Origin of the sequence: Streptomyces sp. NPDC012637 (genome assembly GCF_042954805.1) — a bacterium.
Taxonomy (GTDB): Bacteria; Actinomycetota; Actinomycetes; order Streptomycetales; family Streptomycetaceae; genus Streptomyces.
Genome location: NZ_JBIBDS010000004.1, coordinates 713934 through 738654, shown reverse-complemented (window position 1 = coordinate 738654; position 24721 = coordinate 713934). Strand labels below are relative to the sequence as shown.

Annotated in this window: 16 protein-coding genes and 1 riboswitch; of the genes, 7 read left to right on the top strand and 9 right to left on the bottom strand. The window is 74.3% G+C overall.

From position 1 onward, the window contains the following. Positions 1-336 precede the first annotated feature (336 nt). Complete coding sequence (locus tag ACFY8W_RS20430) at positions 337-903, bottom strand: MarR family transcriptional regulator (RefSeq protein ID WP_391106805.1); 567 nt, start codon at positions 901-903, stop codon at positions 337-339. A gap of 142 nt (positions 904-1045) precedes the next feature. Between ACFY8W_RS20430 and ACFY8W_RS20425 the strand changes: the two genes are divergently transcribed. Beyond that, positions 1046-2323: an MFS transporter gene (locus ACFY8W_RS20425; RefSeq protein ID WP_391106930.1), complete on the top strand. Its 1278-nt coding sequence runs from the start codon at positions 1046-1048 to the stop codon at positions 2321-2323. A 41-nt stretch (positions 2324-2364) separates the two neighbouring features. On the opposite strand, the gene ACFY8W_RS20420 is transcribed toward ACFY8W_RS20425, so the two are convergent. Together ACFY8W_RS20420 and ACFY8W_RS20415 are read right to left on the bottom strand one after the other, a co-directional pair. Then, positions 2365-4017, bottom strand: coding sequence for a SpoIIE family protein phosphatase (locus tag ACFY8W_RS20420; RefSeq protein WP_391106802.1), 1653 nt, complete (start codon positions 4015-4017; stop codon positions 2365-2367). A gap of 106 nt (positions 4018-4123) precedes the next feature. Further along, the gene (locus ACFY8W_RS20415) at positions 4124-5512 is read right to left on the bottom strand and encodes an FAD-dependent oxidoreductase (protein ID WP_391106799.1); all 1389 of its coding nucleotides are present in this window, start codon (positions 5510-5512) and stop codon (positions 4124-4126) included. Positions 5513-5865: 353 nt separating this feature from the next. Between ACFY8W_RS20415 and ACFY8W_RS20410 the strand changes: the two genes are divergently transcribed. Both ACFY8W_RS20410 and ACFY8W_RS20405 read left to right on the top strand, forming a co-directional pair. Next, on the top strand, positions 5866-6624 hold the full coding sequence (locus ACFY8W_RS20410) for a TetR family transcriptional regulator (RefSeq protein ID WP_391106796.1): 759 nt from the start codon (positions 5866-5868) through the stop codon (positions 6622-6624). Between the two features lie 206 nt (positions 6625-6830). Next, entirely contained in the window at positions 6831-8822 is a 1992-nt protein-coding gene (locus ACFY8W_RS20405) for a sigma-70 family RNA polymerase sigma factor (RefSeq protein WP_391106794.1), read from the top strand. Positions 8823-8930: 108 nt separating this feature from the next. On the opposite strand, the gene ACFY8W_RS20400 is transcribed toward ACFY8W_RS20405, so the two are convergent. The 3 genes from ACFY8W_RS20400 to ACFY8W_RS20390 all read right to left on the bottom strand — a co-directional run bounded on the left by ACFY8W_RS20400 (position 8931) and on the right by ACFY8W_RS20390 (position 15046). After that, positions 8931-12116, bottom strand: coding sequence for a BTAD domain-containing putative transcriptional regulator (locus ACFY8W_RS20400; RefSeq protein ID WP_391106927.1), 3186 nt, complete (start codon positions 12114-12116; stop codon positions 8931-8933). Positions 12117-12209: 93 nt separating this feature from the next. After that, positions 12210-12794 carry a Uma2 family endonuclease gene (locus ACFY8W_RS20395; protein WP_391106925.1) on the bottom strand — a complete coding sequence of 195 codons (585 nt, stop codon included), beginning with the start codon at positions 12792-12794 and terminating at the stop codon, positions 12210-12212. A gap of 131 nt (positions 12795-12925) precedes the next feature. After that, positions 12926-15046 carry an asparagine synthase-related protein gene (locus tag ACFY8W_RS20390; RefSeq protein ID WP_391106792.1) on the bottom strand — a complete coding sequence of 707 codons (2121 nt, stop codon included), beginning with the start codon at positions 15044-15046 and terminating at the stop codon, positions 12926-12928. Positions 15047-15598: 552 nt separating this feature from the next. Between ACFY8W_RS20390 and ACFY8W_RS20385 the strand changes: the two genes are divergently transcribed. From ACFY8W_RS20385 to ACFY8W_RS20370, 4 genes are all read left to right on the top strand, one after another. After that, positions 15599-17101: an MFS transporter gene (locus ACFY8W_RS20385; RefSeq protein ID WP_391106789.1), complete on the top strand. Its 1503-nt coding sequence runs from the start codon at positions 15599-15601 to the stop codon at positions 17099-17101. Positions 17102-17188: 87 nt separating this feature from the next. Further along, positions 17189-18388 (top strand): L-2-hydroxyglutarate oxidase, encoded by a 1200-nt coding sequence (gene lhgO / locus ACFY8W_RS20380; RefSeq protein ID WP_391106786.1) that lies wholly within the window; start codon positions 17189-17191, stop codon positions 18386-18388. A 184-nt stretch (positions 18389-18572) separates the two neighbouring features. After that, positions 18573-19400, top strand: a complete 828-nt coding sequence (trmB, locus tag ACFY8W_RS20375; RefSeq protein ID WP_391106783.1) for a tRNA (guanosine(46)-N7)-methyltransferase TrmB — start codon at positions 18573-18575, stop codon at positions 19398-19400. A gap of 249 nt (positions 19401-19649) precedes the next feature. Then, positions 19650-20945 (top strand): PrsW family glutamic-type intramembrane protease, encoded by a 1296-nt coding sequence (locus ACFY8W_RS20370; protein WP_391106922.1) that lies wholly within the window; start codon positions 19650-19652, stop codon positions 20943-20945. Here the strand turns inward: ACFY8W_RS20370 and ACFY8W_RS20365 are convergent, their stop codons facing one another. The 3 genes from ACFY8W_RS20365 to ACFY8W_RS20355 form a co-directional block, all read right to left on the bottom strand. Then, positions 20946-21902, bottom strand: coding sequence for an aldo/keto reductase (locus ACFY8W_RS20365; protein ID WP_391106780.1), 957 nt, complete (start codon positions 21900-21902; stop codon positions 20946-20948). It abuts the gene before it with no gap. Positions 21903-21969: 67 nt separating this feature from the next. Further along, positions 21970-23067, bottom strand: coding sequence for a peptidoglycan DD-metalloendopeptidase family protein (locus ACFY8W_RS20360; RefSeq protein ID WP_391106778.1), 1098 nt, complete (start codon positions 23065-23067; stop codon positions 21970-21972). 11 nt (positions 23068-23078) lie between these two features. Continuing rightward, positions 23079-23243, bottom strand: a riboswitch (cyclic di-AMP (ydaO/yuaA leader). Positions 23244-23445: 202 nt separating this feature from the next. After that, positions 23446-24687, bottom strand: a complete 1242-nt coding sequence (locus ACFY8W_RS20355) for a SpoIIE family protein phosphatase (protein ID WP_391106776.1) — start codon at positions 24685-24687, stop codon at positions 23446-23448. Positions 24688-24721: the final 34 nt, after the last annotated feature.

The window sequence follows — 24721 nt, the reverse complement described above, 5'->3', positions numbered from 1 at the left end:
GGGCCCTTCCGGCGTTTCCGACTCTATCAGATCCTTTCGGCGTCTGATTCCCAGTCAGAGGGGGTTGTCTTCCCGGCTGTTGGGCCGTTCCGACGTCTCGAACTCTAGCGGATTTCCCCGGCGACTCATAATCGAGTCATTCGAAATGAATTTCGGCATGCCGAAATTCATCCCGGTAGGGAGATCGTGCGGAGTTGAGGTGCCGCTACTGCGGCGGGAGTGGCTGTCGAAGAACCGTTCCGGCTCCGTGACAACTCGGAGAACACTACGCATCCCCGAGGGGCGTGTCAAGGCCGCCCTGGGAGGCCTTCGGGCCGGTTCCGCCGGCCCGGTCCGTCAGTCCAGGTCGGTCAGCCGGCCGCCCGCGTCGGGCTGGGTCAGCTCCACCCGGCGGAGCAGGCGGATCAGCATCTCGCCGAGGTTGCCGCGCTCCTCCGACGAGAGGTCCTGGAGCAGCTTCTCCTCGAAGTCCGTCGCCATGCGCATGGCCTCCAGCCACTTCTGGCGGCCCTCGTCCGTCAGCTCGACGATCACGCGCACCCGGTTGTTCTCGTCGCGGTCGCGCGTGACCAGGCCTTCGCCCGCCATCCGGTCGATGCGGTGGGTCATGGCGGCCGGCGTGAGGCCGAGGCGCTTGGCGAGCTCGCCGGGGCCCAGCCGGTAGGGAGCACCGGAGAGGACCAGGGTCTTCAGGACCTCCCACTCGGCGTTGCTGATGCCGAGGTCGGCGACCTGGCGGCCGTACGCCACGTTCATCCGGCGGTTCAGCCGGCCGAGGGCGGAGACCACCTTCTCGACCTGGGGGTCGAGGTCGCGGAACTCGCGCTGGTAGGCGGCGATCTGCTCGTCGAGGCTCGGCTCCTGGGGGGCCTGGGGGCCGGACGGCTCGGGGGTGTCGGACATGCGGCGAGTATCCCACGCGGCTCGTTGGCGTTGAAGTCCTTCTATGTGTATCGTTAAGGATCGAACTTTAGGATTGAAGTCTTCAGGGTTCAGGGCTACAGCACTGAACCCGCGACCGAAGTGGGTGAGTGTGACCAAGGCGATGGGCGCCGCGATGCGCCGGATTCAGGCAGGCAGCGCGCTGAGCGCGTTCGGACTCGGCTTCACCGTGCCGTACCTCTATGTGTACGTCGCCCAGGTGCGGGATCTGGGCGCGGGCACCGCGGGTGTCGTCCTGGCCGTCTTCGCCATGGCCGCACTCGTGGTCCTGCCCTTCAGCGGGCGCGCCATCGACCGGCGCGGGCCGGTGCCCGTGCTGCTCGTGGCCTCGCTGCTCGCCGCGCTCGGCTCGCTCGGGATGGGCCTCGCGGCGTCCGTGCCCGCGGCGGTCGGTTCCGCGGCGCTGCTCGGCGCCGGTACGGCCGTGATGCAGCCGGCACTCGCGACGATGATCGTCTGGTGCTCGACGCCAGCGACCCGTACGCGGTCCTTCGCCTGGCAGTTCTTCCTGCAGAACCTGGGTCTCGGCGTCGGCGGTCTGATCGGCGGCCAGCTGGTCGACGTGAGCCGGCCCGGCAGCTTCCTGCTGCTGTTCTCGATCCAGTCGGCGATGTTCCTGGTCCTCGGGGCCATCGTGCTGACCGTGCGGATGCCCGGCTCGCCCGCCTTCCAGGGCGCGCGGCCAGCCGCCGGCAAGGGCGGCGGCGTGAAGGCGCTGCTCCGGCACAAGGCGATGGTGCAGCTGTGCGTGCTGGGCTTCGTGCTGTTCTTCGCCTGCTACGGGCAGTTCGAGTCGGGTCTCGCCGCGTACGGCACCGAGGCCGCCGGGATCGCTCCGTCGACGCTCGGCATCGCCCTGGCCGCGAACACCGCGGTGATCGTGGCCGCGCAGTTCCTGGTGCTGAAGTTCGTCGAGCGCCGCAAGCGGACCCGGGTCATCGCCGCGGTGGGCCTGATCTGGACCGTGGCGTGGCTGTTCGCCGGGTACGCGGGCCTGGGTCACGGCAGCCAGGCGATGGCGACGGCGGCGTTCGTCTCCACGTACGCCCTGTTCGGTCTCGGTGAGGCGATGCTGTCGCCGACGGTCGCGCCGCTGGTGGCCGACCTCGCGCCGGAGTCGATGGTCGGTACGTACAACTCGGCCTTCGCCCTGGTGAAGCAGCTGGCCCTCGCTGTGGGTCCGGCGGTCGGCGGGCCCATGGGTGCGTCGCTGCACGGGCCGTACATCGTGACCTTCGTGCTGTTCTCGCTGGGCATCACCGTCCTGGCGGTCCGGCTCGGCAAGCGGCTCACGCCGGTGCAGAACCAGCCGTCGCTGGCCGTGAAGCCCTCGCGGGTGGTGGCCCAGCACCAGCCCGCGAAGGAGACGGCCGCCGCCTGACCCGTACGGGCCCGATTCCCACGGGCCCGTTCCTTACGGGCTCAGTCCGGCAGGGCGAACTCGCACCACACCGCTTTGCCGCCGCCCGGAGTGCGGCGGCTTCCCCAGGACGAGGCGATCGTCGCGATGATCGAGATTCCGCGACCCGCCTCGTCCTCTGTTTCCGCCCGGCGGCGGCGCGGCAGGTGGTCGTCCCCGTCCGTGACCTCGATGATCAGCCGGCGGTCGGTGCGGCGCAGCCGCAGCCGCATGGGCGGGGTGCCGTGCTGGAGGGAGTTCGCGACCAGCTCGCTGGTGGCGAGGACGCCCAGGTCCCGCAGCTCGACCGGGAAGCGCCAGCTGGCGAGGACGCCGGAGGCGAAGGCACGCGCGCGTGGGGCCGCCTCGACGCCGCCGAGGAGCTCAAGGGCCGCGTTGTGGAACAGCTCGGCGTCGGCTCCCTTGCGGGCGGGGTGCTGGAGGACGAGGACGGCGACGTCGTCGTCGTGCTCGGCGGTCACGCCGAGGGAGCGGAGCAGCCGGTCGCAGACGACCTGCGGGGTGCCGGTGGCTCCGGCGAGGGCGCGCTCCAGGGCGCTCACGCCCTCGTCGATGTCCTCGCGGCGGCGCTCGACGAGGCCGTCGGTGTAGAGGACGGCGGTGGAACCCGGAGGCAGGGCGATGCTGCCGGAGGTGTGGAGCCAGCCGCCGGTGCCGAGCGGCGGGCCGGTGGGGTCCTCCGCACGGCGGACGGTGCCGTCCTCGTCCCGTACGAGGATCGGGAGGTGGCCGGCGGAGGCGTAGACGAGCTTGCCCTCGTTGGGGTCGTGGACCGCGTAGACGCAGGTGGCGATCTGGCTGGCGTCGATCTCGGCGGCGAGGCCGTCGAGCAGCTGGAGCACCTCGTGCGGCGGCAGGTCGAGGCGGGCGTAGGCGCGGACGGCGGTGCGCAGCTGGCCCATGACGGCGGCCGCGCGCACGCCGCGGCCCATGACGTCGCCGATGACGAGGGCGGTGCGGCCGGCGCCGAGGGTGATGACGTCGTACCAGTCGCCGCCGACGGCGGCGTCGGTGCCGCCGGGCTGGTAGGTGGCGGCGATGCGCAGGTCGTCGGGCTGCTCCAGCTCCTGTGGGAGCAGGGAGCGCTGGAGGGTGACGGCGGTCTCGCGGTGGCGGCGCTCGCTGGCACGGAGCCGCTCGGCTGCCTCGGCGTGGTCGGTGACGTCGGCGGCGTGGACGAGGACGCCGCCGTCGGCGAGGTGCGGGCTGTCCACGGGCAGGCAGGTGACGGTGTAGGAGCCGCCGTCCTGGGTGCGGCGGGACTTCACGGTGCGGGGCTTGCCGCTGCGCAGCACCTGGTCGAGGAGCGGGAGCAGGCCGAGCTCCTCCGCCTCGGGGCAGGTGTCGGCGACGGTGGCTCCGGCGGGGCGGGGGCCGAAGGCGGCGGCGTACGCGTCGTTGACGTACGCGATGCGGTGCTCCGGGCCGTACACGAGCGCGACCAGGCCGGGGAGGCGGCCGACGATCTCCCGCACGGTGAAGTCCTCGAGGGTGGGGCCCTCGGCGGAACCGTCGGACCCTCCTGCCTCGTCGGCGGGCTGGTCCGGCTGGGGCCCGTACTCACCGCGGGCCGCGGGCACGGAGCCTTCGGTCCCGCGGGACGCCGCGCGGCGCTGCGTACCGGGGAGCCGGGCGCTCCAACGGGTGAAGTTCACGGATCTGTATGCCTCGTGGTGTCGTTGCCGTGCAGAGTCACTCTGTGCAGGTGTGAGCCCACCTATGGTCACACGTCCAGTGTGGACGAGTGCACTGACAGTGATGTCAGCCCCCGGGCTCGTCCCGGGGCTCGTCGGGGGACGGGTCCTTCGGCGCGGGTGGTGGTGCGGCGGCGAGTTCGAATTCGGCACGTGGGTGTTCCAGGGAGCCGAGGGAGACGATCTCGCGTTTGAACAGGCCGGACAGGGTCCATTCGGCCAGGACGCGGGCCTTGCGGTTGAACGTGGGGACCCGGCTGAGGTGGTAGGCGCGGTGCATGAACCAGGCCGGATAGCCCTTGAGCTTACGGCCGTAGACGTGGGCGACGCCCTTGTGGAGGCCGAGGGACGCGACGGACCCGGCGTAGGCGTACGCGTAGTCCTTGAGCGGCCGGCCGCGCAGGGAGGCGGCGATGTTCTCGGCGAGCACCTTGGTCTGGCGGAGGGCGTGCTGGGCGTTGGGGGCGCACGTGGTGCCGGGCTCCTCGGCGGTGACGTCGGGGACCGCGGCGGCGTCGCCGGCGGCCCAGGCGTGTTCGACGCCGTCGACCGCGAGCCGCGCGGTGCAGACGATGCGGCCGCGTTCGTCGCGGGGCAGGTCGGTCGCGGCGACGAGCGGCGCGGGTCTGACCCCGGCGGTCCACACGACGGTACGGGTGGGCAGCCGGGTGCCGTCGCTGAGGACGGCGACGCGGTTCTCGCAGGAGTCGAGGCGGGTGCCGAGGCGGACGTCGATGTTCCGGCCGCGCAGCTCTCGGATGGCGTAGCGGCCCATCTCCTCGCCGACCTCCGGCAGGATCCGGTCGGACGCCTCGACGAGGATCCAGCGCAGGTCCTCGGGCTTGAGGTTGTGGTAGTACCGCGCGGTGTAGCGGGCCATGTCCTCGAGTTCGGCGAGGGCCTCGACGCCCGCGTAGCCGCCGCCGACGAAGACGAAGGTGAGGGCGGCGTCGCGGATGGCCGGGTCGCGGGTGGAGGACGCGATGTCCATCTGTTCGATGACGTGGTTGCGCAGGCCGATGGCCTCTTCGACGGTCTTGAAGCCGATGCCGTGGTCGGCGAGGCCGGGGACCGGGAGGGTGCGGGAGACGGAGCCGGGCGCGATGACGAGTTCGTCGTAGCCGAGCTGGATGCTTCCGGTGCCCTCCTCCTCGGTGGCGAGGGTGGAGAGGGTCGCGGTGCGCTTGGCGTGGTCGAGGGAGTGGACCTCGCCGATGACGATCCGGCAGTGGTCGAGGACCCGGCGGAGCGGGACGACGACGTGGCGCGGGGAGATGGAGCCGGCCGCGGCCTCGGGCAGGAACGGCTGGTACGTCATGTACGGCTCGGGCGTGACCACCGTGATCTCGGCCGTGCGGGCGCGCAGCTCCGCCTTGAGCTGCCGCTGCAGGCGCAGCGCGGTGTACATACCGACGTAGCCGCCGCCGACGACGAGGATGCGCACAGGTTCGGTCACTGTCCCATGAGGCAACGCCGTCCGGGGTTTGTCCACAGGCCCGGCAAATTGTGTGACCGGAGGGGTACGGAGGCGGAGGGTGGCGAAAGGGCCCGGTGTACGGGGAAGTCCGCAGGTCAGGGTGCGGGTGCCGGGTGGAGTGCGGGGTCGGAATCGGGAGGGTCCGGGTCCTTGCTCCGATCGGGGGGCGCACCGTACGGAACTGCCCCTTCTGAATTGACCCCGACTCAACTATGTTCGTACCTCATCGGGGTGTCGGATCGCCGTGCGTGGACCAGAGGCGCGGCCAGGTCGGGCCCCCGTGTCAGGGCGGGGAGTCTCCGGGGGGAGACATCGTGAGCGGGGGAACGCTTATGCAGGTTCAGGATTCGTACGGCCAGGTCCGCACGGCGCAGTCGATGGCGAGCGGCCGGTCCGCGCCGCTGCGGGTGGACGCGCAGCGGAATCTGGAGCACGTGCTGCGGGCCGCGCGCGAGGTGTTCGGCGAGCTCGGGTACGGGGCTCCGATGGAGGACGTGGCGCGTCGCGCCCGGGTCGGCGTCGGTACGGTCTACCGCCGCTTCCCCAGCAAGGACGTGCTGGTCCGGCGGATAGCCGAGGAGGAGACGGCGCGGCTCACCGAGCAGGCGCGGACCGCCCTCGGCCAGGAGGACGAGCCGTGGTCGGCGCTGTCCCGGTTCCTGCGCACCTCGGTCGCCTCGGGCGCCGGCCGGCTGCTGCCGCCGCAGGTGCTGCGGGTGGGTGTCGACGACGTGGTGCTGCCGGCCGGTGCGCCGGACGACGCGGCGCGGGTGCCGCAGCAGCGGGCGTCCGTCCCGGCGGGCCTCAACGGTGTCGCGGGGTACGGGGAGCAGGCCGAGCAGCGGGTGGGCGCGCCGCGCGCGGTGCCGGCGGCGGAGCAGGACGACGCGGGGGCCGCGGAGCTCCTGGAGGTCGTGGGCCGGCTGGTGGACCGGGCGCGGGAGGCGGGCGAGCTGCGCACCGACGTGACGGTGTCCGACGTGCTGCTCGTGATAGCCACCGCCGCGCCGGCGCTGCCGGACGCGGCCCAGCAGGCGGCGGCGTCGGCCCGGCTCCTGGACATCCTTCTGGAGGGGCTGCGCTCGCGGTAGTGCGCCGCTGAGGGATGCGCGGTTCTCGATGGTCCGGTGGACCGTCGAGCATGACACGAACGGATGAGCGGTTACGCCCGGAGACGGGAAGTCGCCCCGGACGAGTGGTAAGTGGACGCGAGGGTTCGGCGTGCTCGCGCTCTGTGGCAGGCTTGGCCGCTGTTGGCCGATGTTCGGGTCCGAGCGTGCATACGGGGGCTTCCGCGATGAGCGGTGACAGTCGGGACGAGACGCCGGCCGCCGCCGGAACCGCGGAGTCCGGCGGTCTGCCCGCCGGACAGGTACCCAGCCAGGGCGGGCTCCCGGGTCCGGCTCCGGCTTCCGCTCCGGCTCACGGTGTCGCCGACGGTGCCGGGACCGCCGAGGCCAGCGTCCCGCAGCAGCGCGAGGGCGGCACGAGCGGACCGCAGTACACGGCGGACGCCGCCGACTCCGGTTCCGTACTGCCGCCGCCGCTCGATCTGCCGCCGTCCGACGCCGAGCTGGTGCAGCGGATGCGGGAGGGCGACGACAGCGCGTACGAGGAGCTGTTCCGCCGGCACTCCGCCGCCGTCCGCCGCTACGCCCGCAGCTGCTGCCGGGACGCGGACACCGCCGACGACCTGACGGCCGAGGTCTTCGCCCGCACGCTTCAGGCGGTGCGGGGCGGGGCCGGGCCCGAGCAGGCCGTGCGGGCCTATCTGCTGACGTCCGTGCGCCGGGTCGCCGCGACCTGGATCAGGACCCAGAAGCGCGAGCATCTGGTCGAGGACTTCGCGGTGTTCGCCGAGGACGCCGCCCGGGCCGCCGAGTCCTCCGACCAGAGCGCGTCCTTCGGCGCCGGCCTCGATCTGGGTGCCGACGTCCTCGCCATGCACGAGGCCGAGCAGTCGCTCGCCATGCAGGCGTTCCGTTCGCTGCCCGAGCGCTGGCAGGCCGTGCTGTGGCACACCACGGTCGAGGAGGAGTCTCCGAGCGAGGTCGCGCCGCTGTTCGGGCTGACCGCGAACGCGACCGCCGTGCTCGCCAGCCGCGCCCGCGAAGGCCTCAAGCAGGCCTATCTGCAGGCCCATGTGAGCCAGTCGCTCACGGCGGGCGGCGACTGCGCCCGCTATGCCGACCGGCTCGGCGCGTTCGCGCGCGGCGGTCTGCGGATGCGGGCCGAGCGGGGGCTGCGCAAGCACCTCGACGAGTGCGCCAAGTGCCGGCTCGCCGCCGGCGAGCTGGCGCATGTGAACGCCGGGATCCCCGCGCTGCTGCCGGTCGCCGTCATCGGCTGGTTCGCCGCCGGGTACTCGCTCAAGGCCGCCGGGATCGCCGCGGGCGGCGTCGCCGGGGCCGGCGCGGCCGGTGCCGCGGCGGCCGCCACGGGAACGACCGGCGGCGCGACGGCCGGGGCCTCGTCCGCCGCCGCTGCCGAGGGCCTCGGCATTCCCGCCAAGGCGGGCATCGCGGCGGTCGCCGCCGTCGCCGCGACCGCCGGTCTGGTGTGGGCGCTGTCCGGCTCCGAGCCTCAGCCGGTCGCCCAGCCCGCCGCCACGCCGTCGGCGGTCGCGCCCGTCACGACGCCGCCGCCCGCGCCGAAGCCGAGCCCGAAGCCCACGCCGAAGCCGACGCCCCCGCCCGTACAGGCGCCCCCGCCGTCGCCCAGCCCCAAGCCCACGCCGACGCCGACGAGGAGGGCGACGCCGAGCCCGACGCCGGCCCCGAAGCCGAAGGCCACGCCCCCGCTCCCCAGGCCCACCCCGCCGAAGCCGTCCCCGACGCCGAAGCCCGGGCCGACCGTCTACCAGGTCAACCGGCTCCAGTACGACGTGTTCGGCGACGGCACCGAGCCGGAGGTGAACCTCGCGCGGAGCAGCTGGATGTGGCAGCGCTCCGGCCTGACCGTGGCCGGCACCCGCTACGCCCACGGCGTGAGCGTCCACGCCCCGTCCTCGCTGCTCATCGACCTCAACCGGCAGTGCACCGGCTACGACGCGCTCGTCGGCATCGACGACATCACCGTGCCGATCGGCCCGGGCGGTGTCCGCTTCTCCGTCTACGGGGACGGGGAGCAGCTGTGGCGCTCGCAGGTGATGCGCCGCGGCGACGCCCCCGTCCCGGTCCATGTCGCCCTCACCGGCCGCCGCACGCTCCGCCTGGTGGTCGAGGAGCACACCCCGTTCGGCACGGCCGCGGTCGCGGACTGGGCGAACTCCCGGATCAGCTGCTCCTGAGGCACCTGCCGACCGGTCACGCGTGACCGGCTCCGCCAGACCCTGTCGTCGGACTCCCGCCTGCCCCGCGACGCCCTCCGGGCGACGACGGGAGTCTGCCGACAGGACCTAGCGGGTGAACGGCTCCGCGCGGGCCAGGATGTCGTCGAGGGTGAGCCCGCGGCCCTCCGCGCGGGCCGCCTCGTACGCCGCCGCGTCCAGTCCGGCGCGAGCCCGGGCGAGGACGTCCTCCGCCTCGCGCAGCTCGTCCCGGGCCCTGGGGACCTCGCCGCGCCAGCCGTCGACGGCGGTCAGGACGGATACCGCGAGGGCGAGTTCGCCGGCGAGGGCGAGTGCGGTGGCGAGGCCTTCGGCGAGAGCGGCCGTGAAGAACTCGGCGCACTGGGCGGCCCGCGCCATGCCGAGCGCCTCGACGGCCTGCGCGACGGCCACAGGACCCGCGCCCTCATGGGCCTCGATCCGTGCGGCGAGGCCCGTCACGAGGGCCTGGAAGTGCGGCGGCGGAGTGCTTTCGACGACCATCGCGCCGGCCACTTCCATGTGCGCGCGAGCGGTGGCGACGTCCCCGGCGTAGAGCGCGATACCCGCCCGCAGGAAGCGGACGTAGGTCGTGGTGTCCTGCACGTGGTGGCGCTCGGCGACCGCCGTCGCCTCGTCCAGGCTCTTGGTGGCGGCGTCCACGTCGCCGAGGCGGAAGTCCAGTTCGGCGAGCCGGGCGATGAGGAACGGCGCCTCGGCGTGCGCGCCGACCTCGCGGGCGAGGCCCAGCGCCTCCTCGTACGCCTCCCGGGCCTCCTCGTGCCGGCCGCGCAGCATGTGGGCCTCGCCGGCGGCGCTGGCGACCTGGGCGCGCATCCAGCGGTCGCCGACGCGTCGGGACAGCACGCGCAGCTCGGCGAGGTCCTCGTCGACGCCCGGCATGCCGCCGGGCATGTCGATGACCATGTGGGTGCGGAACATCAGCGAGACGCCCATCTCCCACTCGCCGCCGTGGCGCCGGGCGTTGGCGACGGCGAGGTCGAGGAGGTCGCGGACGTCGGCGGGCTCCTCGGTGAGGTAGGCGGTGAACGGCCACAGCAGGCCCGGGAAGCGGGCGGACTCGGGGCCGGGGTCGGTCGCGAACGCGGCCCGCACCCGGGCGACGAGGGCGGCGGTCACCGGGTCGTCGCGCAGCGTCGGGATGCTCTGGCTCTCCACGGCGAGGAAGAAGTGCAGCATGCGCAGCTGCATGCGGGGCCAGAAGCGGGGATCGGCCCGGTCCTCGGGGTCGTCGCCGAGGCGCAGGGCGCGCTCCACCCAGGCCAGGCCCTCGGGGCGGTAGTTGCGCAGCCACCAGAACCAGCCCATGGCGAAGACGAGCCGGAGCGCGGCGCTCTCGTCGGGGTCGGTGACGGTGGTGCGGTGGAAGGCGGCGCGGACGTTGTCGAGGTCGCGCTCGAGACGGGCGATCCAGGGCAGCTGCCCGCCGGTGCGCAGCAGGGGTTCGGCGGTCTCGGCGAGGGCGGTGAAGTGGGCGGTGTGGGCGGCCTCGGCGGCGGCGAGGAGCTCGGGCGTCTCGGCGGCGCGCTCCACCGCGTACTCGTGGATGGTCTCCAGGAAGCGGTAGCGCATCTCGCCGTCGTCGGTGGGCGTGGCGACGACGAGGGACTTGTCCACGAGGGCGCCGAGGGTGTCGGCGGTGGCGGGTGCGTCGGCCGTGAGCGCCTCGGCGGCGGCGAGGTCCCAGCCGCCGGCGAAGACGGAGGCCTGCCGGAGCAGGTCCCGCTCCTCGGGCTCCAGGAGTTCCCAGGACCAGTCGACGACGGCCCGCAGGGTCTGCTGGCGGGGCAGGGCCGTGCGGGAGCCGGAGGTGAGGAGGAGGAAGCGGTCGTCGAGGCGGTCGGCGATCTGGCGCGGGGTGAGCAGCCGCAGCCGGGCGGCGGCGAGCTCGATCGCGAGGGGCAGGCCGTCGAGGCGGCGGCAGATCTCGTCGACGGCCGGCAGGTCGTCCTCGGGGCGGAAGGCGGGACGGACGGCCCGCGCGCGCTCGGCGAAGAGCCGGTGCGCGGGCGTCGGTGGGAGCGGTTCGACGGGCCGGACGGCCTCGCCGGGCACGCCGAGCGGCTCCCGGCTGGTGGCGAGGATCCGCAGGTCGGGGCAGCGGGTGAGGAGGGTCTCGGCGAGGGCGGCCGCGGCGCCGACGACGTGCTCGCAGTTGTCGAGGACGAGGAGGAGCGGGCGGCGCGCGAGGTGTTCGACGAGGTGGGCGGTGGGGTCGTCCTGGAGGGGCACGCCGTCGCGGGTGATCAGGTTGGTCTCGCGGAGGCGGAGGGCGGAGAGGACGGCGCCGGGTACCGCGTCGGGGTCGTCGAGCGGGGCGAGTTCGGCGATCCAGGCCGCCGGGCCGACCGCCTGGAGCGCCGCCTGCTCGGCGAGCCGGGTCTTTCCCGAGCCGCCGGGTCCGGTGAGCGTGACGAGCCGGAAGCGGCCGAGGTCGGCCCGGAGCGCGGCCAGTTCCGGCTCGCGGCCGACGAAGGAGGTGAGGCGGGGGCGGATGTTCCCCGGCTCGGCGACGGGAGCCGGCCTCGGCCCCGGGGGCCGTTCCCCGGCGAGCAGCTCGGCGTGCAGGGCGGTGAGCTCGGGCCCCGGGTCGGCGCCGAGCGCGTCGGCGAGGGTGCGGCGGGCGTTCTCGTACGCGGCGAGGGCGTCGGCCGGGCGGCCCTCGGCGCGCAGGGCGCGGATCAGCTGGGCGTGGAAGGTCTCGTCGTACGGGTGGGCGCCGGTCAGTTCGGCCAGCTCGGGGACGAGTCCGGCGGTGGCGCCGCGCCGCAGGTCGGCCTCGACGCGGCGGCGGAGCGCGGCGAGCCGCTGCGCCTCGGGGCGCACGCCCGCGGGCTCGGGCAGGTCGGCGAGCGCGGGCCCGCGGAAGAGCGCGAGGGCGGTGCGCAGGAGTGCGGCGGCGGTGTCGGGGTCGCCGGCGTCGAGGCGGGCGTCCGCGTCGCGGACGTGCCGCTCGAAGGCGTACAGGTCGATGTCGCCGGGCTCGGCGACGAGCCGGTACCCGCCGGGTGCCGAGGCGACGGCGTCCTTCCCGAGGACCTTGCGCAGCCGGCCGACGAGCGCCTGCAGCGCCGCGTTGGCGTCGTGCGGCGGCTCGTCCCCGTACACGTCGTCGACGAGCTCCGGGACGGCCGCCGTCCGCCCGCCGCGCAGCGCGAGCGCGGCGAGCAGCGCACGCAGCCGCGCACCGCCGAGGGGGAGCCGGGCGCCGTGGGGGTCGAGGGCCTCCGTGGTGCCGAGGATGAGGTACCGCACCGGATCATTGTCGCGGGTGGGCATGGCGTACGCCTCGGGGTTTCCGTCGGGGTTTCCCCGGAGAGGGGGGCGCGGACGGGGCGCGGGGCGCGGTCAGAACTCGGCGGTGTCGAGGTCGAAGCCGAGGGGGGCGGGGAGGGGGACCGTGGTTCCGAGCTTGTGGGTGGCCTTGTGCACGTAATCGTCGCCAACGGGTTCGGAGCAGACGACGGTCTCGCCTGCCTCGCGGTCGATCAACAGGTACACGGGGATGCCGGCACGGGCGTAGCCGCGGATCTTCTGGACCCGGTCGCGACCGGCCGTGGAGGCGGACGTCACCTCGGCGACGAGTCGGACAGCCGCTGTGGCGTGCCACTCCTGCTTGTCGGAGTAGCTGCCCTTGGGAGCGATGACGAGATCGGGGATGACCTTTGAGCCGTCAGGCAGGTGCAGACCGATGCCGGTGTACCGCCCCAAGCCCTTGTCGTGGTCGCGGACCTGCCCGCTCAGCTCCGACACGATCTCCTCGTGCTCACCATTCGCTGGTGGTACGACCTTGATCTCCCCTTCGATCAGCTCCACACGCCAGCCCTTGGGAGCCAGCGCACTGAACAGCTCGAAGGTCTGCTCGACAGACGCACCCTCGTTGTCGGGCGCGACATCGCCCGGGAACTCGTCCCCGGGAACCGGCAGCGCCATCGCCATGACGGACCTCCTTCGCTCGGTGCGACGCTCTCAGCCTAGGCCCACACCTCGCACAGGAACGGGAGACCGTTCGCTCGAACGAGCGTGCTGTGACGTTTCGGTGGCCCGGACCGGCTCGGGCGCCCTCACGCCGGAAGCGACCGTGCCGTCGGGATCAGCGGGCCCGGGACCGCGCGGTGCCTCGGGGCGGCCGTGCCCGTCCAGCAGGAGCCGCGGCGGGCGAGGAGGCGGCGCAGCCAGAGTTCGGTGGAGACCAGGTCGGCGAGGCCGTCGAGCGGGACGCGGTCGCCGTCGGCGGCGGCGCGCAGGGCGCGGCGGACCACGCGGGCCTCGATCAGGCCCGCGTCGGCGAGGAGCGGGGCGTCGAAGAGGGCCATGAGTTCGGGGAGGGCCGTGCGCAGGCCCGCGCGCGTGGCGGCGGCCGGGACCGCCGGGTGCGGGGCGCCCCAGCCCGCCGGCAGGTCGTGGATGCCGGAGCCCGCGAGGACGGTGCGCAGGACGTTCGCGCGGGCGTCGGGCTGGACCCGCAGCGACTCGGGCAGGTCGCGGCAGGCCCGTACGACCTGGTTGTCCAGGAACGGGGCGTGCAGGCGCTGGCTGCGGATCTCCGCGGCCTGTTCCAGGACCCGGTGGTCGGCGGCCGCGCGGGCGAGGGCGGCACGCGCGCGTGCCTCGCCCGGCCGCTGGACGGAGGTCGGCAGGGTCGCCGCCCGGTTCAGGCGAACCGATACTTCGGCCAGCGCCTCCCCCGTCAGCCAGCGCGCCGCGGGACCCGGCCGGGACCAGGCGAGGGCGGCCAGCGAGGCCTCCAGGGGCCCGTAGGCCCCGGCGGGCGCCCGGTTGGCCTCCAGGACGCGGGTGGCGGCCGCCTCCAGGCCCGTGCGGTACGGCGTACGGGCGAGCCGGCGCGCCGCCCGGTACACCTGGAGCGGGACGAGGAGGGCCCCGGCCGAGGGGCCGGTCGCCTTCGCGAGCGCCGTCACCGGGCGCACCAGGGAGCGGCGCCGGCGGTCCATCAGAAGGTCGGCGAGGCGCGCCGGATGGGCGTCCAGGACCTGCCGGGCGCCGAAGCCGGTGAAGTGGTCGGCGCTGCCGCCGGCGAGCCGTCGGCGGTGCCGTTCGGCCGTCACCAGGGAAGGACCGGGTTCGTCCGTCAGCGGCCCTTCGAGATCCGTGTAGGGCAGCGCCTCCTCGCCGGCCGCGACGACCACGTGGTGCAGCCGGGGGTTCGCGGCGATCTCGCGGGCCCGGGCCAGCTCCTCCTGGCTGCCGGGCCCGGTCAGGTCGTTGAAGGTGACGGCGAGGAGCCGCTCGCCGGCCCCCGTGCCGTGGCCGAGGATCGTGCCGGGAACGCCGGGCAGTCCGGCCGCGAGCAGCGCGAGGGTGCCGGAGGCGCTGCCGCCGGACAGGTCGGCGCCGATCCCGGGCGCCGGGGCGACGCCCCGGGCCGCCCGCCGGTCGGCGGGCCCCATGCCGGGCACGGGCCCCGGGTCGGGCAGCGGCACCTCGGGCGCGTGCCGGGGTGCGGTGAGCCGGGCCCGTACCGCCTCGACCAGCGCGTCCCGCACGGCCTCCACGGCCTGCCGCGGATCCGCCTCGGGCGCGGCCACGGCGAGCGAGGCGACCGGTTCGTAGCCGGCGATCTCACGGGAGCCCTCGCGCAGGATCAGCGCGTGGCCGGGCGGCACCCGGCGCACGCCCTCGTACGGCGTGGAGTCGCGCAGCGCCTCCGGGGTCTCGGGGCAGGCGAGCAGCGCCGCCACGTGACCGATGTCGAGCTGGGCCTCGGTGAGGTCGGCGAGGGGCAGGGCGGCGGTGCCGTAGGCCGTGCCGCCCGCCCACGGCGTGTGGAACACCGGGCGGGCGCCGGCGAGATCACCGGTCACGGTGATGCGGCGGCCGACCTTGACGACGGCGGTGTAGCTGCCCGCCCACGCGGTCAGGTGCCGCAGTGCGCCCCCGCGCGCGGTCAGCAGCCCGCGCCGCAGTTCCTCGTCGCTCGCGGCGCAGCAGCCGAGCACGGCGAGCCGGGTCTGGGCGTCGACGTCGACCAGGCGCACCTCGTCGGGCCGCCAGTCGCCGACCGCCCACAGCGGATCGGGGTCGCCCCACAGGAGCTGCGCTCCCACCGGATGCACCGTGCGCCCCTCGGCGGGGTCGCCGACGGCGCCGGCCGAACCGGGCGGCACCGTGTGCGAGGTGCCGAAGCGCGCGGCGACACTGCTCCAGCCCACCAGCCACCGCATCGCCGCCTCCACAAAGGTCGAGTGGAGGACATGCTGCCATGACAACGGCGCACAGGAGGTGTCACAGGAGGCTTCGCGACAACGCGAATGCGCCCCTGGCATGGGCCAGTTGCGAAGCGCTGCCGAACCGCTGTCTTTCGGCCATTCTCAACTGCCCGGCAGGACGGGGTTTCCTCGGCAGCCCGGGAGGCGTTCGCCTCCCGGAGCCGTCCGCCGCCCGCGGGGAATGGGGCGACGGTGTCCCCCAGCCCACCCGGTCCGGGACATCGGTCCTCGGCCAAGTGGGCCGACCCACGCAGCACTCATGGAAGCGTCCCCCCTCGGCCCGGGCGAGAGCGCACGGCCGGGCGCACGGCCACACGGCAGGAGCACGACGGACGGACCGCGGGGCGCCACTCATTCCATCCCACAACAATCTCGCCATACGGAACACCACCCCTTAACGGTCAGGATCCGGCGAACTACGCTGTGCTTACGAATGCCGCACGCCTATGCCCGGCGTTGTGCCCGGCGTGCGGCGGCCGTCTGGGTGTCGTGTCGAGGGGTGGCGTCATGTCCAGGGAGCAACGCGGGCCGAACGACAAGCTCGGCACGGTTCTCGCCCTCGCGGGAATCAGCAATGCCGGGCTCGCCCGGCGCGTCAACGACCTCGGTGCGCAACGGGGCCTGACGCTTCGTTACGACAAGACGTCGGTGGCCCGGTGGGTGTCCAAGGGCATGGTGCCGCAGGGCGCCGCCCCGCATCTGATCGCCGCCGCGATCGGCCAGAAGCTCGGCCGGCCCGTGCCGCTGCACGAGATCGGGCTCGCCGACGCCGACCCGGCGCCCGAAGTGGGGCTCGCCTTCCCGCGCGACGTCGGAGAGGCGGTCCGCTCCGCGACCGACCTGTACCGGCTGGATCTCGCCGGCCGACGGGGCGGCGGCGGCATATGGCAGTCGCTCGCCGGCTCCTTCTCCGTCAGCGCCTACGCGACCCCCGCCTCACGCTGGCTCATCACGCCCGCCGACCCGTCGGTGGAGCGGCTGGCCCCGCGCCCGGCCGGCGGGGGCGGCACGGACACGGCGGACCCGGCGAGCGCCACGAGCCCCTCGGGCGCCGCGAGCACCCCGAGCGCCGCCGCCGAGACCGTCGAGCACGCGCGCGTGGGGCACAGCGACGTCGCCAAGCTGCGCGAGGCCGCCGAGGACGCACGCCGGTGGGACTCCAAGTACGGCGGGGGCGACTGGCGCTCCTCCATGGTCCCCGAGTGCTTAAGGGTCGACGCCGCGCCGCTGCTGCTCGGCTCGTACTCGGACGAGGTCGGCCGCGCCCTGTTCGGCGCGACCGCCGAGCTGACCCGGCTGGCCGGCTGGATGGCCTTCGACACCGGCCAGCAGGAGGCCGCCCAGCGCTACTACATCCAGGCGCTGCGGCTCGCCCGCGCCGCCGCCGACGTGCCCCTCGGCGGCTACGTCCTCGCCTCCATGTCGCTCCAGGCGACCTACCGGGGCTTCGCCGACGAGGGCGTCGACCTCGCCCAGGCCGCCCTCGAACGCAACCGGGGCCTCGCCACCGCCCGCACCATGTCCTTCTTCCGGCTCGTCGAGGCCCGGGCGCACGCCAAGGCGAGCGACGGAGCGGCGGCAGCCGCCGCGCTCAAGGCGGCCGAGGGCTGGCTCGAACGCTCCCGCGACGGCGACCCCGACCCGTCCTGGCTCGGCTTCTACTCGTACGACCGGTTCTGCGCCGACGCCGCCGAGTGCTACCGCGACCTGAAGCTGCCCCGGCAGGTGCGCCGCTTCACGGAGCAGGCGCTGTCCCAGCCCACCGAGGAGTACGTCCGCTCCCACGGGCTGCGGCTCGTCGTGTCGGCGGTGGCCGAGCTGGAGTCCGGCAACCTGGACGCTGCCTGCGCCGCCGGCACGCGCGCGGTGGAGGTCGCCGGACGGATCTCCTCCGCCCGGACCACCGAGTACGTACGGGACCTGCTGCACCGCCTGGAGCCGTACGGGGACGAGCCCCGGGTCATGGAGCTGCGCGAGCGGGCCCGCCCGCTGCTCGTGGCTCCGGCATGACGCGGCGTGACACTCGTCCCACGGTGCGGTCGGTTTAGCCGGGATGTCAGTGGGCCAGTGCACTATCAGGGGTGGGAGGTGGCGCTGGTGTCCGTGTCGGACCGCTACGACTGTGACGTGCTCGTGATCGGCGGCGGGATCGTCGGTCTGTCGACCGCGTACGCGATCACGCGCGCCGCGCCGGGCACCCGGGTCACGGTCCTGGAGAAGGAGCACGCCCCGGCGCGCCACCAGACCGGTCGGAACAGCGGCGTGATCCACAGCGGGATCTACTACCGGCCCGGCTCGCTCAAGGCCCGCTTCGCGGTCGAGGGCGCGGCCGAGATGGTCAAGTTCTGCGCGGAGTACGGCATCCCCCACGAGGTCACCGGCAAGCTGATCGTCGCCACCGGGCGCGAGGAGCTGCCCCGGCTGCACGCGCTCGTGCAGCGCGGCCGGGAGAACGGGATCCCGGTGCGCGAGCTCGGCCCGGCGCAGATCAGCGAGTACGAGCCCCGGGTGCGCGGCCTGGCCGCGATCCACGTGGGCACGACGGGCATCGTCGACTACGGGGCGGTGGCGGCCAAGCTCGCCGACGCGTCGGGGGCGCGGATCCTGTACGGCTCCGCGGTCACGACGATCGACCGGCGGACCTGGGGCGTGGCCGTGCGCACGGCCGCCGGGCGCGTGGTGCGCGGCCGGGTCCTGGTGAACTGCGCGGGACTGCACTGCGACCGGGTCGCCCTGCTCGCGGGCGACGACCCGGAGATGCGGATCGTCCCCTTCCGCGGCGAGTACTACGAGCTGGCCGACCCGTCCCTGGTGCGCGGCCTGGTCTATCCGGTGCCCGACCCGGCCTTCCCGTTCCTCGGCGTCCACCTCACCCGCGGCATCGACGGCGGCGTCCACGTCGGGCCGAACGCGGTCCCGGCCCTCGCCCGCGAGGGCTACGGCTGGTCGGTCGTACGCCCCCGCGAGCTCGCCGGCACCCTCGCCTGGCCCGGCAGCTGGGCCATCGCCCGCGCCCACTGGCGCTACGGCGCGGGCGAGCTGCACCGCTCCCTGTCCAAGCGCGCCTTCACCGAGGCCGTGCGGCGCATGCTGCCGCTCGTGGAGGAGCGCGACCTGCGGCGTGCGGCGCCGGGCGTGCGGGCGCAGGCGGTGCTCAGGGACGGCACGCTGGTCGACGACTTCCTGATCCGCGAGTCGGTGCGGACGGTCCACGTGCTGAACGCGCCCTCACCGGCGGCGACGGCCTCCCTGCCGATCGGCCGCGAGGTCGCGGGCCGGGCGCTCGCGCTGCTGTAGTCCCGTCCCCGCCCGGGCGGGCCGGGCGCTGGCGCTGCTGTAGTCCCGTCCCCGCCCGGGCGGGCCCCGCACTCCTCCCCGACGCAGCCCCGCCCCGGCGAGGCCCCCTCCTCCCGGCGGAGCCCCGCTCCGACGGCTGCGGCCCCGCCGGGCGCTGCGCCCGGCGCCGTAGAATCGGGGCATTGTGTCTGAGCAGCCTGAGAACTCCCCGTACTCCGTCCCCGACGGCCACGACAGCCCCGCCGGCGTCGCCGCCGCGGACGACCGTCCCGTCGCGCGGCGCGGCAGCCGGATGTTCGCGCCGGGCGAGGGGCCCGCGCCGGATCCGGCGGGCGCCCACTTCGAGCGGCGGATCCGCAGCTTCCAGCCCCGGCGCAGCCGCGTCACCGCCGGCCAGGCCGAGGCCATGCTGAAGCGGTGGCCCGACTGGGGGCTCGACATCGACGGCAAGCGGGTGCTCGACCTGGACGAGATGTTCGACGGGCTGCCGGTCGTCATGGAGATCGGCTTCGGCATGGGCGAGGCCACCGCGCAGATGGCCGCCGCCGACCCCGGAACCGGCATTCTCGCCGTCGACGTCCACACGCCCGGCCAGGGCAATCTGCTCGGGCTCGCCGACCGCAACGGACTCACCAACGTGCGGGTCGCCAACGGCGACGCGATCATCCTGCTGCGCGAGATGCTCCCGCCGGAGTCCCTCGCCGGCTGCCGGGTCTACTTCCCCGACCCCTGGCCCAAGAAGCGCCACCACAAGCGCCGGCTGATCCAGCCCGAGTTCCTGAGCCTGCTCGCGCCCCGGCTGAAGAAGGGCGGCCTGCTGCACTGCGCCACGGACTGGGAGCCGTACGCGGAGCAGATGCTGGAAGTGCTGAACGCGCACCCCGACTTCGAGAACAGCCAGGCCGACGGCGGTTACGCGCCCAGGCCCGCGTTCCGGCCGCTGACCCGCTTCGAGGGCCAGGGCCTGGACAAGGGGCACGTGGTCCACGACCTGCTTTTCCACAGGCGCTGACGCTCCGGCGGGTTTTCCACAGGCTGCCGGAACTCCCTCGCCGCTGTCGGTGACGCTGGTTAGGGTCGTTCCGTGTCGTCGAATCCCATCGCCGGAGCCGGACCTGCCACCGAGCCCGGCCCCACACCCGCACAGGCGGTCGTCCCCGCGCAGGCGGCGGACCCCGCCCAGGCGGTCGTCCCTCCGGTCGCCCCACCGGTCGCCCAAGCGGTCGCCGCCGGGCCCGCTCCGGTTCCCGCGCCCGCTCCCGTGCCTTCGCTCGAGAGCGACCAGCCGGACTTCGGTGCCGTGCCGGAGCGGTCCAAGTGGCGCTACAAGCCGCGCAAGGCGTTCTGGCGCAGCCGGCTGGTCCGGGCCGTCGCCCTGATCGCCGCGCTCGCGCTGTGCGCGCTCGCGATCCTGGCGATGGTGCGGGAGGAGACCGGCACCGAGGGCTTCCTCGTGGGCCTCGGCCTCGCCGTGCTGCCGGTGCCGCTGCTCATGGCCGCGTTCCGCTGGCTCGACCGGGTCGAGCCGGCCCCGTGGAAGAACCTGCTGTTCGCGCTCGCCTGGGGCGCGTTTGCCTCCACCCTGGTCGCGATCCTCGCCAACTCCTTCGCCGTGGAGTGGATCAGCAGCGCCACCGCCGACCCCGGCTCCGCCGAGTCACTCGGCGCCACCGCCGTCGCGCCCGTCGTGGAGGAGACCGCCAAGGGAGCGGCGCTGCTGCTGCTCTTCCTCTTCCGCCGCAGGGACTTCACGGGGCCGGTCGACGGCCTGGTCTTCGCGGGGTTCACGGCCACCGGCTTCGCCTTCACCGAGAACATCCTCTACCTGGGCAACGCCTTCGGCGAGGACCAGGAGTTCGGCGCCGACGGCCTCGGCTCGGTCACCATGGCCACCTTCTTCGCCCGGGTCATCATGTCCCCGTTCGCGCACCCGCTGTTCACGTCGCTCACCGGCCTCGGCCTCGGCTTCGCCGCGCTGCTCCCGGCCGGTGCCCGGTTCCGCCGCACCCGCCTGTGGCTGCTGCCGTCCGCCGGCCTGCTCCTCGCGATGGGCCTGCACGCGCTGTGGAACGGCTCGGCGACCTTCCACCCGCTGGCGTTCGTCCTCGTCTACGGGATGTTCATGGTGCCGGTGTTCGGACTGCTCACCTGGCTCGCGATATGGAGCCGGCAGAAGGAGCTGCGCACGATATCCGGCGAGCTCCCGGCCTACGCGACGGCCGGCTGGCTCGCTCACGACGAACCGCTCGCGCTCTCCTCGATGCGGGCCCGCTCGATGGCCCGCGGCTATGCGGCCCGGACCTTCGGCAAGCCGGGCGCGCAGGCCGTCGGCGAGTACGAGGCGTTCGCGACGACGCTGGCGTTCCTTCGCCACCGGGCGCGGCGCGGGCAGGCCGCGCCGGACTTCGCGGCCCGCGAGCAGGAGCTGCTGCACCACCTGTGGCAGCGGCGGCAGGTGGCCTCGCCCGCCCTGACGTACGCGGCCCGGGCGACCGGCCGGGTGTGGGTGCCGCCGCAGTACCTGGACTACGGCGGCTACAACCCGTACCGCGGCTGATCAGGCGGCGGGCGCCTCGGAGGCCTCGGTCAGCGTGGCGAGCTCCGCCTCGGTCAGCGTCAGGTCGGCGACCGCGACGAGCGCGGGGAGCTGCTCGACCGTCCGGGCCGAGGCGATCGGGGCGACGACCGTCGGACGGGAGGCGAGCCAGGCGAGGGCCACGGTGGCGGGCTCGGCGCCGTGCGCCTCGGCGACCGCGTCGAGTGCGGCGAGCACCTTCTGGCCGCGCTCGGTCTCCAGGTGCTTGGCGGCGCCCGCGGCACGGACGCTGGAGACGGTGGCACCGGGGCGGTACTTGCCGGTGAGGAAGCCGGAGGCGAGGCCGAAGTACGGCACGGCCGCGAGCCCGGCCTGCGCTGCGGTGTCGAGGAGCGGGCCCTCGTAGGTCTCGCGGGACACCAGGTTGTAGTGCGGCTGCAGGGCGACGTAGCGGGCGAGGCCCTCGGCCTCGGCGAAGTCGAGGGAGGCGCGCAGCCGCTCCGGGGAGATGTTGGAGGCGGCGACGGCCCGCACCTTGCCGTCCTTCACCAGCTGGTCGAGGGCGGTGACGATCTCCTCCACCGGGACCGACTCGTCGTCGAAGTGCGTGTAGTAGAGGTCGATGTGGTCGGTGCCGAGGCGGCGCAGCGACTCCTCGGCGGCGGCCTTGATGGTGGTGGCGCTCAGGCCCTTGTACTGCGGGTGCGAGCCGACCTTGGTGGCGACGAGGATGTCGGAGCGGTTGCCGCGGGAGGCGAGCCAGCGGCCGATGACGGTCTCGGACTCGCCGCCCTCGTTGCCCTCGGCCCAGGCCGAGTAGACGTCGGCGGTGTCGACGAAGTTGCCGCCGGCGGCGGCGTAGGCGTCGAGGACGGCGAAGGACTGCGCCTCGTCGGCGCTCCAGCCGAAGACGTTGCCGCCCAGGGCGAGCGGGAAGACGTGCAGGTCGGAGGTGCCCAGCTGGCGAAGAGAAGTCATGGGTCGATCAACCTCCCGCACCACCGGGCGTATTCCGGCGGTGCGGCAGGATCCGCGGTTGCGCAGGTCAGACGCTCAGGCCCTTGGAGTTCAGCCACGCCGCCGGGTCGATGCCGTCGCCGGACGGGGTGTGCACCTCGAGGTGGAGGTGCGGGCCGGTGACGTTGCCGGTGGCGCCGACACGGCCGATGGTCTCGCCGGTGCCGACGGACTGGCCGGCGCCGACGGTCATCGACGAGAGGTGGCAGTACCAGACCTCGGTGCCGTCCTCCAGCTCCAGGACGATGCGGTAGCCGTACGCGCCGGACCAGCCGGCGGACTGCACGGTGCCGCCGTGGACGGCCTTGACCGGGGTGCCGGTGGGAGCGGCGAAGTCCAGGCCGGTGTGGTAGCCGGAGGACCACATCGAGCCGGCCTGGCCGTAGGTCGAGGTGATCGTGTACGAGGAGGTCGGCAGCGCGTAGCTGGCGGCGAGCTGGGCGAGGCGCTCGGCCTCGGCCTTCGCCGCGGCCTCCTCCTCGGCCTTCTTCTTCGCCTCGGCGGCCGCCTGCTCCGCCGCGTCGGCCTTGGCCTCGGCCTCCGCCGCCGCCTTCTCGGCCGCGGCCTTCTCCGCCGCCTCCTTGGCCGCGGCGTCCGCGGCGGCCTGCTGCTGCTCGGCCTGCTGGAGGATGCGGGCGCGCAGCGCCTCGCCGGCGTCGGTCGACGTCCTGGTCCCGGCCCGGGTGTCCGCGCCGTCGGTGCCGGCGCCCTCGTTCGCGGCGGTGGTGTAGGTGAGCGCGGTGAGCGGCTGGGCGTTGTTGCCGGCGCTGTCCGCGATGCCCTTGCTCTCGGCGTCCGAGCCGATCAGGTCGCCGACGCCCGGCAGTTCGGAGGCGTCGGGCAGGTCGAGGTCCGGCAGCGCTATCGAGACCGGAGGCTTCTGCTGGGCGGTGGCCAGGCCGCCCGCGCCGACGGCGGCGATGACGCCGACACCGAGCACGGTGGAGGAACGGGCGAAGTTGGAGCGCTGCTTGACGACGCGGTGGCGTCCGCCGGAGCGGTTCCGGTCCCGCAGGGAGTCCTCGGTGGGGTTCCACTCCTCCGCGGCCCCGTCCAGGGCGCCCGCCGCGCCGGGGGCGTCGTAGGAGGCGAAGGGGGCTTGCGGAGCCGGGGTGTTGGACGCCACGGAGGCGCTCTCCTTTCCTTCCTTCTCGCCTACCGGGTTAGCTGACGGGTTCGGAGCAGGAAGGTCTCCTACGGGCTGTGCCGCACGGTCGCACGAGGCGGACGAGTGCGGTGGGGCCCGATTCACCCCAAGTGGTGGTTCCCCGGTTCCCTTGCGGGATTCGGCGCGCGCGCACGGTGCCGTCTCTTGCGACGGCTGTGACGACCGCGCTGCGTTATCGAACGTTAATAGACTCGACCACCCGATTCCAAGCTGTTCCCCTTGATCATTAGCTGAATTGGGAGGGCATCGCCCGATTTGACCCCCACTCAGAAAAGCGTCAGGAGCAAACTCCGGAACTGACGTTACGTCAATTGTTATCGGAGGGACACCTGTCGACTACGGCCGGTCACCGTCCGCCCGAGGTCGCGACGAGAGGGCCTCCGGATGCTGCGGCCCGGCCCCGTCCGGCGGCACCACCGGCATCGTCCGCCGCCGCTCCGGCTGCCCCGCCGCCCGGCGGCTCACCGCCAGCAGCGCCATGTCGTCCGTCGTACCCCCGTCCGTGTGCCGGCGCACGTCCGCCACCAGCGCGTCGAGCAGCTCCTCGGGCCCCGGGAAGATCCGCCCCGCGAGGCGCGCCCCCGGCTCGTAGAACACCCCCGCCGAGTCCCGCGCCTCCGAGAGACCATCCGTGTAGAACAGCAGCGTCGCGCCCTGCGGATACGGCGTCACGTCCGCCCGGTCCGGCCACACGCCCAGGTCCCCCATGCCCAGCGGCAGCGCGGCCTCGCTCGGCCGCAGCAGCTCGACACCGCCGTCCGCGTGCAGGAGCAGCGGCTCGGGATGCCCCCGGTTGACCACCCGTACGACCCGGTCGCCGCCCGGGATCTCGGCCAGCACCGCCGTCGTGAAGCCCTCGAAGGCGTCGAGACCCGCCCGCCGCGCGCCCTCCCGGGCCAGCGCCCGCTCCAGGCGCGCCGCCACGCCCTCCAGCGTCGACTCCTGCTCGGCCGCCTCCCGGAAGGCGCCGATGACCACCGCCACCGCCTCCACCGCGTCGAGGCCCTTGCCCCGCACGTCGCCCACCACCATCCGCACCCCGTGCGGGGTGTCCTGCACCGCGAACAGGTCGCCGCCGATGAACGCGTCCGCCTGGGCCGCCACGTACCGCGCCGCGATCTGGAGGCCGCCGATCCGCTCGGCGGGCGTGGGCAGCACCGCCTTCTGCGCCGTCTCGGCGATCACCCTCGCCGAGGCGAGCCGTTCCCCGCTGCGCCGCACCACCCGGTTGATCAGCACGGCGAGCGCCGAGACCGTGACGACCGTCAGCGTCTCCGTCAGCGCCGGGATCCTGTCCGCGGTCCCGTTGTAGAGGTGCAGCCCGATGCTCGCGAGGACCGCGGCGAGCCCCGTGACCAGCGTCGTCAGCATGGAGAAGAACGGGGCCGCGATCAGCGGCGCCGCCGAGTACAGCGGCGCCGCCGTGTAGGTCGGCGGCGTGGACAGGTCGTACGCCACGCCGCCGAGGATCAGCAGCGGAGGCAGGGCCCGCAGGAAGCGCCGGGCACCGCGGTACGGGCCCGCGCCGCCGCCCGGGACCTCACCGCCCGCTCCGCCGGCCGCCGCTGCTCGCCCCACCTGTGCTCTCCTGCCCGGTCGGTCGGCCGGTCCG